This window comes from Chloroflexota bacterium (assembly GCA_034717495.1).
Lineage (GTDB): Bacteria > Chloroflexota > Anaerolineae > JAAEKA01 > JAAEKA01 > JAYELL01.
The window spans coordinates 1-14272 of the sequence record JAYELL010000082.1; the positions used below are offsets into that span (position 1 = coordinate 1).

Genomic DNA, 14272 nt, shown 5'->3' on the forward strand with positions numbered 1-14272 from the left:
CGTCGAAGAGCAGTTCCTGGCAGTTGGTCGGCGTCAGCCGCCGCATCTCCAGGCCGGGGCGATGGACGATCACTTTGCGCAGTTTTCCCACTTCGGAATGTGCGCCAAATCCTGTAGTCATTTTAGTCTCTTCTTGGTATCTGGTTTTCCACTATACCTGCTCGATAATCGTGCCCGCTTCGCCTCATTTTCTGACTTCCTACTGTTCACTGTTCACTGTTTACTGCTCACCGATTAATCTCCCAGCGTGGCAACCATAATAGCCTTGATGGTGTGCAACCGGTTCTCGGCCTCGTCGAAGACGATGGAGGCTTCCGATTCGAATACTTCCTCGGTCACTTCCATGGCCTTGATGCCGAATTTTTCGTAGATTTCCTCACCCACCTTCGTGTCGGTGTTGTGGAAAGCGGGCAGGCAGTGCATGAATTTGGTGTTGGGATTGCCGGTCATCTCCATCGCTTTGGCATTGACCTGGTAGGGCAGCAACAGTTCGATGCGTTCCGCCCACACAGAGTCGGGCTCACCCATGGAGACCCACACGTCGGTGTAGAGGAAATCGGCGCCCTTGACGCCAGTGGCCACATCATCGGTGATGGTGAGGCGGGCGCCGGTTTCGGCGGCAATGGCGCGGCAGGTCTCGACCAGAGCTTCGTCCGGCCAGAGAGATTTTGGCGCACACAGCCGCACATCCATGCCCAGCTTGCAGCCGCCGACCATGAGCGAGTGGCCCATGTTGTTGCGGGCGTCGCCCATGAAACAGTAGGCGATATCGGGCAGGTCCTTGTAGCTGTGCTCGGTCATGGCCAGTACGTCGGCCAGGATTTGGGTAGGATGGAATTCGTCGGTGAGGCCGTTCCACACGGGCACGCCGGCATACTGGGCCAGGGTTTCGACCAGCTCCTGACCAAAGCCCCGGTACTCGATGCCGTCGTAGGTGCGGCCCAGCACCCGAGCCGTGTCCTTCATGGTCTCCTTCTTGCCGATGTGGGAGCCGCTGGGTCCCAGGTAGGTAACGTTAGCGCCCTGGTCGTAGGCAGCCACCTCGAACGATGTGCGGGTGCGGGTCGATCCTTTTTCGAAGATCAGGGCGATGTTTTTGCCCGCCAGCCGCTGCTGTTCGTAGCCGCCGTATTTGGCAGCCTTGAGGTCTGCCGACAGCTTGAGCAGGAACTTGATCTCCTTGGGCGTGAAGTCGAGCAGTTTGACGAAATTGCGGTTGCGAAGATTGAAAGCCATTTTTTACCTCCATTGAAAAAAATGTGCGGTTTTGCAATTGTAGGGGCAGCGCCTTGTGCCTGCCCTCATCGGGCGACCACCAGGGTGCGCCCCTACCAGAAAATCATCCCTGGCATGAACACATCGGGCGACCACATTTGTGCCTGCCCACATCGGGCGACCACAAGGGTACGCCCCTACCAGAAAATCATCCCTGGCATGAACACATCGATGCTCAGGGGCAGTGCTTAGTGCGGTTTGCAAGAAGATTGTTGAGCAACCCTGCGGGCCGCCCGCTCTGTCACCCGGCCCGACCAGCAAGATGCGGGAGATCAACCGTCGTGAAGGACTTTCTTAACTAGCCTTTCTTTTTCTTCTTCTTCGGCTTCTTGCCCCCAGAACCCTTCTTTGATTTTTTCTTTCCGGTCTTCTGGGACCCCTTCCCCTTGCCAGTCTTCTTTTTGGCTTTCTTGTCCGGTTTCTTTGCCTTCTTTTTGCTCTTCTTCTTGGGTTTCTTCACGACCACCACTGTCGCAGCCAATGCGGCGGCTGGAGCCGCATCCCCACCGGCAGGCCGTTCCAGAATCGCCCTGGTAGCTCCTGGCTCTATCTCAGAAAGAACTGGGCCGGAAATCGGCTCGGGCTGTTTTTGATCCAGCACATCCTCTGGGAAGATGACCAGGCGCTCTTTGCGGAATCTACCAAGCCAATAGCGGACCTGTCCAAGCGTCTGCCCCGTTCGTTGGGCCGCCGCCGGCTGAGAAACCCCCTCGTCGATGGCCAGCAGGGCCTGTGCCCGTTGAGCATGGGGGGAGGCGCCCTCGGCGATCCGCAGACAGGCCGCTCGCTCCTTTTGGCTGAGCAGTTGGTCCGAAACACCTTGTGTCTCTTTTTGCTGTTTGGCCAGATTTTTGCTCGTCATCGGAATTACCTCCATGTGGTCTTCATACCAAGAGTGAGTGCCTAAATACCGGTCTCGGCCACAATTCGGCCCGACTCCACGGCATCCACCAACGCCTGGTAGTCGCGTTCCGTTTGATCAGCATAGGCCACGGCAAAATCTGCGATTGCGTTGGCAAAGGTGTCGCTCTTACCGATGTAACCCGCTATATTGGCTTCATCTCCTGTTCGAGTGTGGGCCCGGGCCAGACAGAGACTGCAGATACCAACATAGGTCTCATAGCCCTGCTCGTCCATGGTGGTTACATCGGCCGAGCCCTTCATATCCTTCAATTGACGCCAGTAGAAATCGAGATCGGTAACCACGCTGCTGTGCCATCCCAAAAACATGTCACTGACAGCCTGGATCAAGCGCTGGCCGGTCACGATACGCTCGGCATGTTGAAGATAGACGCGTTTGCCCAGATAGGCTTCCAGAGCCGAAGGCCCCGCCTCCTTGAGTTGCAGCATCAGCGCGTCATCCTCGCCTTCGCCTTGAAGCAGAACAATCGAACAGCGGGTTCCCACACTGCCCACGCCACCGACCCGCAGTGCGCCGTCGACTATCCGATAGCGCCGCAGGAGAAATCGTCTTTCGTCGGGCAGGCTGTCAAGATACCCATTCCAGGCCTGTAATACGGTTTCCCGGGAAAATATGGCAGCGCTCGCCTTGACCAAGAGAGCATCAATGTCACCCTCGCGAAAGGGCACCAGCAAGGGCGGATCGCCGATGATACGCCTCTGTCCATTTTCCACCCGGGTAAGCTTTTCCAATGTCTGCTCGTGGCTATGGGAAAGGGCCTTGTCGACCATCTTTTCAGCGCTCTTTTGACCCTTCCTGGACGATTTCTCAAAAACATCCAGGAGTTTGTCAACACTCACATGATAGTACCAGACCTCGAGCGTAGTCAACTGGGTCAGCTGCGCCATGGCCCAGCGATAACGTTCCGCGACCGCGATCGCCATCTTGCGACATTGTTTCTCCTTGAAGCCATTCTCACGGGCAGCGACGACCGCGCTGGCTGCCAGGCGTTTGAGATCCCACTCCCAGGGGCCGGGATAGCTTTCATCGAAATCATTGATATCGAACACCAGACGGCGCTCTGGTGAAGCGAAGACGCCAAAGTTGGAAATATGGGCGTCGCCGCACAATATGACATCGAGACCGGTCACCGGTGTGTCCGCCAGGTCGCAGGCCATCACAACCGCCGAGCCACGCAAAAAAGCGAAGGGGGACTCGAGCATGCGGCCATACTTGATGGGCAACAGGTGCTGAAGGCGGCCCTCGTCCTGGGCCTGGAGCAGGGAGATGGGATCGGGGCGGTCGGGCGCAGGCTGCCAGTCGCCATGGCTATGGCGCGGTGCAGCCTGGCGCAGCGTTTTTCCCTGTTTTCGATCCTCTGCGTGACGGCTATTGCGATCTGTTTTTGACTCTGTCATACTACTCCTCAACTACGTAATGAATGAAGGTTATCCAGTTGTCCCCATTATAGAATCACTACCAAAGAATGACAAATGGTTTTGTTTTTTCATGTAGCCATCCTGCCCTTTCGGTCCCATCCCCTGCGGGCGCCAGTTCATATGGAACTTGGCGCACTTCCGAAAGCTCTTTTCCTGTGCTATGATATTCACAGGAGTGTGATAGTTTATGACTGATTTTCTCTTGATCCGCCACGGCAGTAACGACTGGGTAGGCGATCGCCTGGCCGGCTGGACGCCAGGCGTACATCTCAACGAAGCGGGACGCAAACAAGCCGCGACATTGGCCCAACGTCTGGCCGACTGGCCCATCGAGGCAGTATACAGCAGTCCCCTGGAACGTGCCGTCGAGACAGCTGAGATCACGACCGAACCCCACGAGCTGCCGATCCAGATCGAAGAAGGTGTCGGCGAGGCCCGCTTCGGTGAATGGACTGGCCAATCGATCAAGGTGCTAAGAAAAACGCCTGAATGGGCCAGGGTGCAGTTCAATCCCAGCAGTGCCCGTTTTCCCGGTGGCGAGTCGCTGGGTGAGATGCAAGCCCGAGTGGTGGCGAGCCTGGAACGTCTTTGCCAGGTGCATCCCAAGGGTGTGGTGCTCATCTTCTCCCATGCCGACGTGATCAAGGCAGCGGCCGCCCATTACGCAGGCATCCATTTTGACCTCTTTCAGCGCCTGGTGATCGATACCGCCTCGGTCACCTGGATCAAGCTGACGGACCATGGCCCCCGGGTGATTCGGCTGAACGATACCGGCACGTTGACTCCGCCCAAGCTAACATCGCAAGATTCCGACGAGCACCCGAAAGAACCCCCCGCCAGCGAGGAAAAGGATCTGCCAGCATGACCTCATACGCCTTTGATTTAAAGCCTTGCAGTCGCCTCACCGTCGGCACTGTCGGACCCCCGGGCCAACGCACCTTCTACTTGCAGGGGATGAAGGACCGCAATGTCATTTCCCTGGTCATCGAAAAAGAACACGCCAGAGCGTTGGCTGAGGGTATCGACGAGCTCCTCAAGGAGGTCCAGGAGCAATATCCACCCGATTACATCGCTGAGGAAACGAAATTCAACATGGATCTTCTGGACCCGGTGTCGGCCGAGTTCCGCGTAGGGCGTTTGGGCCTGGGCTATGACGCCGACGAGGATTTACTGGTGGTTTTTGTCCAGGAAATTGGCGAAGAGGAAGAGAGCCCGGAAAGCGATGCAATGGTGGGTCGTTTTTGGGCCAGTCGTGAGCAGATGGGTGCGCTCAGCCGTCACGCCAAAAAGATCGCGGCCGCTGGCCGGCCCATCTGTGCCCTGTGTGGTGAGCCAATTGATCCCGATGGTCATTTCTGCCCACCCAGCAATGGTCACCAGGTCACCAACATTCTGCAGTGAGCGACGAGACTTCCCAGGCGATCACACTGGAGGCAGCGTTGGACCTGTTGGACCATGGCGAGATGGCTGTGCGCGGCCTGCTGGCCGGCAGCTCCAACTACACCTTTTTGACCGGCATCAGTAACGAGCAGCTCGAAACACTGGCGGTATACAAGCCGCGACAGGGAGAAACTCCCCTCTGGGATTTTCCCTACGGCACCCTTTTCCAACGGGAGATGGCTGCCTTTCTGGTAAGCGAGGCCCTTGGTTGGGGTCTGGTACCCCCAACAGTGGTGCGGTTTGGACCCTACGGCAAGGGTGCCGTACAGATCTTTATCGTCGCCAACTTTGAACAACACTATTTTGACTTCATCGAGGCGCCGGAGCTTTACCCTGTGCTGCAAAAGATTGCCGCCTTCGATATTGTGATCAACAACGCCGACCGCAAAGGAGGACACACGCTGATCGACTCCCTGGGACGCCTCTGGGCCATCGACCATGGTGTCTGTTTTCATGCGCACCCCAAGTTGCGCACGGTTATCTGGGAGTTTGCCGGGCAGCCTCTTCCAGGCCAGTTGATCAATGACCTGGAAGGCTTGCTGGCGCAGCTGAAGCCAGAGCAAGAACTCTTCCAGGCCTTATGTGTCCTGATCAACGATGGGGAGTTGAGCGCTTTAATGCGACGCACCGAAGACCTGTTGGATGCCGCAATCTTTCCGGACCCCGACCTGGAAAGGCGATCCTATCCCTGGCCCTTGATTTGACATGCAGACGCTACCCTTTTTCACACCGAACTTACCTGGCTGCGGCGGACAGTTAAAAGCACAGCCCTCCCACTTCGTCGTTGAGGAGATTCCCCTCTACGAGGCCAGCGGGCAGGGAGCACACCTTTACCTCTCCATCACCCGGGAGGGATGGAACACCAAAAGGGTTGCCGATTCGCTGGCGAAACTTTACGGGATCAACGGGAAGGATGTGGGATATGCCGGTCTCAAGGACCGGCATGCGCGCAGCACCCAAACATTTTCCTTGCCAGGACTGGCTCCTTCCGACGCCGATCGCATCGAGGAGAAGTTGCCATTCAGCGTGAACTGGGCCAGGTGCCACAACAACAAGCTGAAAGTAGGACACCTGCTGGGCAACCGTTTTCGCATCACCGTCACTGACATGGATGTGCCGGCCGATGAGGCGCTATGCCGCGCACAGCCCATCGCAACAACCCTGAAACAGCGGGGGATGCCGAACTTCTTCGGCGCTCAACGGTTTGGCACCGATGGCACCAATGCCGCCAGAGGCAGGGAGGTCTTGCTTGGCGGCGGACCACACAAGGACAAGTGGCTGCGCAAGCTTCTTATCTCTGCCTATCAATCGCAGCTATTCAACAGCTACCTGACGCGGCGCTTGGAACGAGGCCTGTTCGATCATCTCCTGCTGGGTGATGTGGCCAAAAAGGCTGATACCGGTGGTATGTTCGATGTCGAAGATGAAGAGGTGGAACAGCCGAGATATGAAAGAGGTGAGATTCACTTTACCGGACCAATCTATGGGAAAAAGATGTGGCCTGCCAAGAAGGTCGCGGGCGAATTGGAACGGGAAATCCTCGAAGAAGCTGGTTTGACAGAGGAGAATTGGCGCCGTGCCCGCACTCAGGGAACCCGTCGCCCGGGCCGCCTGTGGTTGCCCGAGATATCCCTGGGGACCGGGGACTCGACCCTCGAATTGGCGTTTTTCCTGCCAAAGGGTTCCTACGCCACTATCGTGCTACGGGAATTCACCAAAAATAAGTCGGCGGCCATCATTGAGAAAAGGTATGGCAAGGACTGAACATGACTGAAATGAATGATCCGCTGGAAACCGGTACCGAGCAGGAAACGGTATTGCTGCCTCTTTTCCCCTTGCGCATGGTCCTCTTTCCCGGGCAGATTCTGCCCCTCCATATCTTTGAGCCCCGCTATCGGGTGATGATCAACCAATGCATCGCAAAGGAAGAACCCTTTGGCGTCGTGCTGATGCGGGAGGAAACATCCGACTGGCGCAACTACAAGGAGGATGTGGCGCTGCCCTGCCCTGTTGGCACAACCGCCCATATTCGCCAGGTTGAGCGTTTGCCCGATGGCCGCCTGAACATCGTAACCATGGGGCTGCACCGCTTCCGAGTGCAGCAGTTACTCTTTGACTTGCCCTATCTTCAGGGCGAGGTCGAAGCGTTCCCATTGGAGAGATCGTTCGATCAAGACCAGGTTGGCGATCAAATGCTCACTATCCGGCGGCTGCTCAGCAACTATATTGATCTTCTCAGCAAGGTCATGGATGCAGAGATCGATCTGGATGAGGTACCCGACGATCCGCGCACGGTTGCATACCTGGCTGCCAGCGCCCTGCAGTTGCCTTCTGATGACAAGCAAGAACTCCTGGCTACACCGGACCTGGCGAGCCTGCTAAAAAACGAGTGCCTGTTGTTGAGCAAGGAAACCATTCTTCTGGACTTCATGCAGCGCACGGAAGACCAGCTGGATGAGCGGACCATGGGCCCCACGGGGTATCTCTATCCGAATTAAGGAAATCACATAAACGATCCCCCTCCCCTGAATCACTTGCAAATGGGTGCGATCAGATGTAAAATCAACCGAAGTTGATCCATCTGGCACATATTCGCCCGTTGAAAAAAATCCCAAGCAGGTTGGCTCAGGAGTAGCCCGCGATGCCAAACGGCAGGTACCCTGGAAACGGAGAGGTTTGCCCGGCACAGCGGTTGCGCGGGACCAGGGGGCATATGCCTGGTGTTGCCAGAATCGGGCGGCTGCAATCCCAGCCACAATCCTCCTGCTGTTCTGTCCGCAGGAGGCGCCTGTGATCCGGCCCTTTGGCCTCCGGGATGCCTGGCAGATCCGGCAATTAGAGCGCATTGGCATCTGGCTCGACATCTTCCACTGTCTTCTGTTGAGACGCAGTGCCCTTTCCATGGCACTGATTGCTCCTGTGCCCTGGGTGGGCACGGGCCTGGCTTCTTATGTGTGGCAGCCAGATCAATCGACTCGGGGCTTTGTGCAAATGCTCCGGAGGCCCCACCGGCGGGAAGCTGACGTTCTGTTTTTGGCGCCGGGCAGCAACCGGGAACCTGATGGTGAAAAGGCGTGGGTAGCCTTGCTGACCTACTGCATCCAGAGTGCAGGAGGGCAGGCATTGCGTCGGCTATTCGTCAATCTGCCCGAGGGTAGCAGCGAAATCGATCTACTGGCGGCATTGAGTTTCTCGGTTTATGCCAATGAAGATGTCTTAGTACTCAATAAGCCGCCGCGGACAACTACGTTTCCAGCGTCCCCCCGCATGCGCGCCCGGCAGCGCGAGGATGTCTGGTGGTTGCGCCGCCTAAACAGTCTTTTCACCCCTATGCCGGTACAGCATGCAGAGGGTATGAGCGAGACCGAGGAGCCTTCCAGCGTTCCTCTGATCTGGTGGGAACGGAGTCAACAGCGAAGTTACGTACTGGCGAATGGCGGCGATATCTGTGGTGGCGTTCAGTTAGTGAGCGGGCGGCGGGGTAACTGGCTACTCCTGCATGGCGATCCTGCAGACACCGGGACCATGACCCGGTTGGTCAGGCAAGGCCTCAATACGGCTGCCGTTAGCCGTTGGCCCGTCTACTGTGCCGTGCGGGACTACCAGGGCGGCCTGCGGGCCGTGCTGCAAGACCATGGATTTGAGCCCTATGCCCGCCGTTCCCGACTGGTCAAACACCTGGTAGCCAGGGTTGTGGCGGCGGAACGAAAGGCTGTTCCGGCCTTTGCCGTCGAGCAGTCGCCATAAGCATAACAGAGATCGAGGTTAGTGAAAGCTTGAAGCAGAAAAACATCACAGACGATCTGGATGTTCTGTTGAGCGTATTGCCGCCGCATATTCGGCAGGCACTTGACGTAGCCAACAGAGGGGATCAGCTCCTGGAAGTCATTCTGGACCTGGGGCGCGTTCCCGAAGCCCGGTTCGTCGACGACGAAGTTGTCTTGAGCAACACTGAAATCAGCGCCGATGACCTGCTATATGTGACCGACCGGATCGGCGATTTCACGACAGACAATCGGGCTGGCATCGAACGCACGCTTCACCGGATCTCCTGCATTCGCAACCGGCAAGGGCGTATTGTCGGCCTCACCTGCCGCGTGGGACGGGCCGTTTACGGCGTCATCGATATCCTGCAGGACATCGTGGAATCGGGCGACAGTATCTTGCTGCTGGGGCGACCTGGCGTGGGCAAGACAACCCTGTTGCGCGAGGCGGCCCGGGTGCTGGCCGAAAAGAAACGGGTTGTCATCGTCGACACCTCCAATGAGATCGGCGGCGATGGCGATATCCCCCATCCTGCCATTGGCCGCGCCCGCCGGATGCAGGTCGCCCAACCAGCTCATCAGCACGAGGTGATGATCGAGGCAGTGGAAAACCACATGCCCGAGATCATCATCATCGACGAAATCGGACGGGAGCTGGAAGCTGCCGCCGCTCGTACCATCGCGGAGCGAGGGGTCCAACTCATCGGGACGGCCCACGGCCGCAACCTGGAAAACCTCCTGCTCAACCCGACCCTCAGCGATCTGGTGGGCGGCATCGAGAGCGTCACCCTCAGCGACGAAGAGGCTCGCCGGCGGGGCACCCAGAAGTCGGTCCTGGAACGCAAGGCCCCTCCAACCTTCGAGGTGCTGGTTGAGATCGAGGATCGCCAGACCATGGTTGTTCACCACGGCGTTGCCCGGGCCGTCGACGACTTCCTGCGGGGCCGCAACCTGCGCCCCGAGGTTCGTTATCGAGATGAAACGGGCAAGGTTCACGTGGAAGCAGCCCCCGCGCGCCCAACCGCCCGCAATGGCCGCAACGGCGGTCAGCCAGGCGGGGATCGGCGGCGAGATGATCCGGAAGAAATTGTCTTCACGACCCGGCGAATCTATGCGTACGGCGTGGGGCTCAATAAACTTCGCACAGCAGCCCAACGCATGAAGGTGCCGATTCAGTTGGTGGATGACATTCGCCGGGCCGACGTATTCGTGACGCTAAAGAGTTACTACCGCAAACGTCCGCAACCGATCACCGAAGCTGAGGAACGCAATCTGCCCATCTATGTATTGCGTTCCAATACAGTGCTGCAATTAGAGAACTTCCTGGCAGACGTCTTTGGCATCCCCACCGATGCCGGAGATGCCCTGGACTCGGCAATGCGCGAGGCTCAGGAGGCCATAAAGCGTGTCACGTCTGGCGCCTCATCGGTGGATCTGAGGCCACAGCCCTCGTCGGTGCGCCGCCAGCAGCATCAAGCAGCGCGTTCGGCCAAACTGATCAGCCACAGCTACGGGCGAGATCCCAACCGGCACGTCCGCATCTATCGGGAATAGGCAAGGAATCCCGCGCCGACACCATGTTCATCTCTTTCGAAGGGCCGGAAGGCAGTGGCAAGACCACGCAGATCGCCTTCCTGGCATCCTGGTTACAGAGCAACGGCCTGAAGGCTTTCACGACCCGAGAACCGGGCGGGAGCGCCATCGGTGATCGCGTAAGGGAGATACTGCTCGATCCTGTGGCGACGGAGATGCAGCCTGAGGCTGAAGTTCTCCTCTTCTCCGCCGCCAGGGCCCAGATCGTCGGGCAGATCATTCGCCCTCGTCTGGACCTGGGCGATATCGTCATCTGCGATCGTTATGCAGATTCGACCATGGCTTATCAGGGCTATGGACACCAGATGGATCTGGAGCAACTGGCAGCCATCACCACCTTTGCCACAGGGGGATTGGTTCCCGCACTGACCGTTTACCTGGACATCGACGTGGAGGCAGGCTTGATGCGCAAGCAGCAGGATGCGTATGTGGACTCGTCGCAGTGGAACCGGATGGAACGCAAGGATGTGGCCTTTCACCGGCGAGTACGGGCCGGATACCTGGAGATGGCTGCCGACGAGCCGGCGCGCTGGCTCGTCGTCGATGCCAATCAGCCGGCGCCTGTGGTGCAGGCAGTAATACGAGACAGAGTTGCTCAGGCCTTGACACTCGAAGCCGGCGCCTAGCCAATTGTCAATTGTCGATCCATACAGGAAACCAAGGAATGTCACCAATTCGTGAAGACAACTCCCTCCCTGACCCATACCAGACGGTCAACCAGCTAAAGCCCCTTTTGGTTGTGATCTCCGGCCCCTCTGGCGTCGGCAAGGATACGATCATGCATGGCATGCGTGACCATGGAGCCGAATTTTACCAGGTGGTCACTGCTACCACCAGGCCCCAACGCCCCCACGAAACCGATGGAGCGGACTATCATTTCGTCAGCAAACAACGGTTTGCCGAAATGATCGAGAACAAGGAATTGCTGGAACATGCCGTCGTTTACGGTGACTACAAGGGCATTCCCAAGTTCGAAGTCCGCAGGGGTCTGGAGAGCGGCACCGACGTGGTGTTGCGGGTCGATGTGCAGGGAGCAGCGACCATCCGCCACATGGTGCCCGAGGCTGTTACCATCTTTTTGGTGGCCTCCTCAGAGGAGGAAATGGTGGAACGGCTGCGCCAGCGGGACACCGAAGATGCGGGCACCCTGGCCCTGCGCATTGCGACAGCCCGGGAGGAGCTTCACCGCTTGCCCGAATTCGACTATGTGGTGGTCAACCGCCAGGACCGATTGGATGAGGCAGTGGTTGAGATCCTGGCAATCATGACCGCCGAACGCCGTCGTGTAGATTGGAAATCTGCAAAACTATGAGCCAACAAATCCCCCAGTCTCCCCCACCGCAACGTCCCGTGGGCTTTCGTTTGCCTATGTCCAAGACCCGATGGACCTACATTCTGATGGCCATCAACGTCATCGCATGGTTCGCCATGACTGCCTTTGGCTACACCCGGGCCATTGGGTTGAACGGCAGCCAGAGCACTGAAATCCTCTTAACCTTCGGGGCACAGCAGAACTGGCTGGTTGCCCAGGGCGAATTCTACCGGTTGCTCACCTCCATGTTCCTGCACATCGGAATCATGCACCTGGCCTTCAACACCTGGGCATTGTATATCATCGGCCGGGATGTGGAGGCGCTGTACGGCTCGACCCGCTTCCTGACCATCTATCTGATCAGTGGATTGGGCGGCAGTGCCGCCACCCTGTTGTTGAGCGGTGGCGTCGTATCCGCCGGGGCCAGCGGCGCCATCTTCGGCCTGATCGGCGCTGAGATCGCCTATTTCAGGACCCACAAGGAACTCTTTGGCGAACGGGGCCAGGCGCGCCTTCGCAATCTGCTGTTCATTGCCGGAATCAATCTGGTGTTCGGATTTACCATGCCAGGAATCAACAACATCGCTCACATTGGAGGATTGCTCTTTGGCCTCGTCCTGGGTTGGCTCCTGGTGCCCAACTATGGACTGCCCGATCAGGCCACCGTCGACTCGACTGGCAACGTGACCCTGGCCGACTCGGCTTCGCTGCAAGAACGCCTGATCCCTGTGATCCTTGTGATTGGTGTCCTGGCAGCCATCGTCGTCGCCGGCACAGTCCGCTGGCGCAACGCCGATACGCCCATGGGGATGATTGATCCTGACCTGATCACGGCAATAAGCCTGGGAAGTGCCATGATCGTCAGGCGAATCCGGGCGTCTATCCCAGCTCACCGTCGCTGCCCGTGATCAAACCACCACGCCTGCGCATCGGAGACACGATTGGCGTCGTCAGTCCATCCTGGGGAGGCGGCGCTGCCTTTCCCCACCGCGTCGAGCGCGGGGCGCACCAACTGGAATCGTTGGGCTTTCGCATCACCTACGGACGCCATGCCTTCAACAGTAGCGGCCACGTGTCAGACACCCCCGAAAACCGGGTAGATGACATCCACGCCATGTTCGATGACCCGATGGTGAAGGCCATCATCTCCACCATCGGCGGTGATCACAGCTGCCACCTGTTGCCCCTTCTGGATTTCGACCTCATCCGCTCTAAGCCAAAGGTTTTCATGGGCTTCTCTGACATGACCGTGCTCAACGTCGCCATCCATGTAAAAACGGGCCTGGTCACCTTCAACGGTTCCCACGTGATGACCGATTTCGCCGAATATCCCGCTATGCCGGCCTTCAGCGAAGGCTCATTCATGAAGACGGTGACCGATCCATCCCCCATCGGGGCGCTGGACCAGTCGACCTGGTGGACCGACGAGATTCTGGATTGGGAAAGCAAACAGGACCTGACCCGACCGCGGGAGCAGCATGTGTCGGAGGGATGGACCTGGCTCAAGCCGGGCCAGGGCACCGGGGCACTGATTGGCGGCTGTTTAGAGTCACTCCAGCATTTGAGGGGCACGCCTTTCTGGCCGCGTTGGCACAAGACCATCCTTTTCCTGGAAACCTCGGAGGAAAAGCCGCCTCCCGAGACTGTGGACGGCATCCTGCAGGACTATGAGAACATGGGCGTATTCGATGAGATCAACGGCCTGTTGTTCGGGCGACCGATGCTCTATTCGGCTGAAGAGCGCCAGCAGTTGCGCGACGTGATCCTGAAACGCACCCATCGCTTCCCATTTCCTGTGGTCACCGACATGGATTACGGCCATACCACGCCCACCTTGACCCTGCCGCTCGGCTGTCGTGCTTTGATCGACAGTGACCGAAAGCTGGTGGAGATCATCGAGGGTGCGGTGGGGTGAGACCTGCTAAAGGTCAATTTTTTGATTGTCAATGGTCAATTGTTAATGGCAGAGGCTGAACAGGTAGCTCCGGCGGGGCAGTTCAACCAGCAGAGCGGGTGCGACGGTGATGCAATGAGCAACTATTTTATCCGGGAGGCAGAACCGGACGATGCCGAACCGCTGCTTGCCTACATGGATCAATTCCTGAGGGAGCCGGATGGACAGAATCCCCTGGCTGCCGACGAATTCGACCTCACCGTGCCTCAGGAGCGGGAGTTTCTGACTGGCATGGCAGAGAGGGAGAACGCCATCTTTTTGTTGGCGCTGGCGGAGGGAGTCATCGTTGGAGAGGCAGGATTGACCGGTGGCAACCGCCGGTCCAACCGCCATTGTGCCAGATTGGGAATCTCCGTGCGCCGTGACTGGCGCGACCGGGGCGTGGGTACGGCCCTGCTGCAGGAAGCGATCCAAAGGGCCCGCCAGGGCGGCGTGGTCACCCGGATTGAGTTAAACGTGTTCACCAGCAATGCCCGCGCCATCCATGTCTATGAGAAGCTGGGCTTCCGGAAAGAAGGAGTGCGCCGGCGTGCCATGCTCATCCAGGGCGTGTACGTTGACGGTCTGATCATGGCGTTGCTGCTGTAGGTCCAT

General features: G+C 58.1%; 15 protein-coding genes. 12 read left to right on the forward strand and 3 right to left on the reverse strand.

What is annotated here, in order from left to right; all coding sequences use genetic code 11:
* Positions 1–234 precede the first annotated feature (234 nt).
* The 3 genes from argF to U9R25_15190 all read right to left on the reverse strand — a co-directional run bounded on the left by argF (position 235) and on the right by U9R25_15190 (position 3594).
* Entirely contained in the window at positions 235–1236 is a 1002-nt protein-coding gene (argF, locus tag U9R25_15180) for an ornithine carbamoyltransferase (protein ID MEA3337242.1), read from the reverse strand.
* Positions 1237–1573: 337 nt separating this feature from the next.
* Positions 1574–2152 (reverse strand): helix-turn-helix domain-containing protein, encoded by a 579-nt coding sequence (locus U9R25_15185; protein ID MEA3337243.1) that lies wholly within the window; start codon positions 2150–2152, stop codon positions 1574–1576.
* A gap of 26 nt (positions 2153–2178) precedes the next feature.
* Positions 2179–3594 carry a DUF2252 domain-containing protein gene (locus U9R25_15190; protein MEA3337244.1) on the reverse strand — a complete coding sequence of 472 codons (1416 nt, stop codon included), beginning with the start codon at positions 3592–3594 and terminating at the stop codon, positions 2179–2181.
* A 208-nt stretch (positions 3595–3802) separates the two neighbouring features.
* On the opposite strand from U9R25_15190, the gene U9R25_15195 reads away from it, so the two are divergent.
* The 12 genes from U9R25_15195 (at position 3803) to U9R25_15250 (ending at position 14266) form a co-directional block, all read left to right on the forward strand.
* A complete protein-coding gene (locus U9R25_15195; GenBank protein MEA3337245.1) occupies positions 3803–4480 on the forward strand; it encodes an MSMEG_4193 family putative phosphomutase in 678 nt (225 codons plus the stop codon).
* Positions 4477–5016: a DUF3090 domain-containing protein gene (locus U9R25_15200; GenBank protein ID MEA3337246.1), complete on the forward strand. Its 540-nt coding sequence runs from the start codon at positions 4477–4479 to the stop codon at positions 5014–5016. Before U9R25_15195 ends, U9R25_15200 begins: the two co-directional genes overlap by 4 nt.
* Positions 5013–5759, forward strand: coding sequence for an SCO1664 family protein (locus U9R25_15205; protein MEA3337247.1), 747 nt, complete (start codon positions 5013–5015; stop codon positions 5757–5759). The genes U9R25_15200 and U9R25_15205 overlap by 4 nt, the downstream gene beginning before the upstream one ends.
* Position 5760: 1 nt before the next feature.
* Positions 5761–6819: a tRNA pseudouridine(13) synthase TruD gene (locus U9R25_15210; protein MEA3337248.1), complete on the forward strand. Its 1059-nt coding sequence runs from the start codon at positions 5761–5763 to the stop codon at positions 6817–6819.
* Between the two features lie 2 nt (positions 6820–6821).
* Positions 6822–7553: an LON peptidase substrate-binding domain-containing protein gene (locus tag U9R25_15215; GenBank protein ID MEA3337249.1), complete on the forward strand. Its 732-nt coding sequence runs from the start codon at positions 6822–6824 to the stop codon at positions 7551–7553.
* Positions 7554–7845: 292 nt separating this feature from the next.
* Positions 7846–8802, forward strand: a complete 957-nt coding sequence (locus U9R25_15220; GenBank protein ID MEA3337250.1) for a hypothetical protein — start codon at positions 7846–7848, stop codon at positions 8800–8802.
* 29 nt (positions 8803–8831) lie between these two features.
* Complete coding sequence (locus tag U9R25_15225) at positions 8832–10373, forward strand: R3H domain-containing nucleic acid-binding protein (protein ID MEA3337251.1); 1542 nt, start codon at positions 8832–8834, stop codon at positions 10371–10373.
* 23 nt (positions 10374–10396) lie between these two features.
* Entirely contained in the window at positions 10397–11038 is a 642-nt protein-coding gene (tmk, locus tag U9R25_15230) for a dTMP kinase (GenBank protein ID MEA3337252.1), read from the forward strand.
* A gap of 38 nt (positions 11039–11076) precedes the next feature.
* Positions 11077–11724, forward strand: a complete 648-nt coding sequence (locus tag U9R25_15235) for a guanylate kinase (GenBank protein MEA3337253.1) — start codon at positions 11077–11079, stop codon at positions 11722–11724.
* Entirely contained in the window at positions 11721–12632 is a 912-nt protein-coding gene (locus U9R25_15240) for a rhomboid family intramembrane serine protease (protein ID MEA3337254.1), read from the forward strand. The genes U9R25_15235 and U9R25_15240 overlap by 4 nt, the downstream gene beginning before the upstream one ends.
* The gene (locus U9R25_15245; protein ID MEA3337255.1) at positions 12629–13639 is read left to right on the forward strand and encodes a S66 peptidase family protein; all 1011 of its coding nucleotides are present in this window, start codon (positions 12629–12631) and stop codon (positions 13637–13639) included. Before U9R25_15240 ends, U9R25_15245 begins: the two co-directional genes overlap by 4 nt.
* 45 nt (positions 13640–13684) lie before the next feature.
* Positions 13685–14266 carry a GNAT family N-acetyltransferase gene (locus tag U9R25_15250; protein MEA3337256.1) on the forward strand — a complete coding sequence of 194 codons (582 nt, stop codon included), beginning with the start codon at positions 13685–13687 and terminating at the stop codon, positions 14264–14266.
* Positions 14267–14272 lie beyond the last annotated feature (6 nt).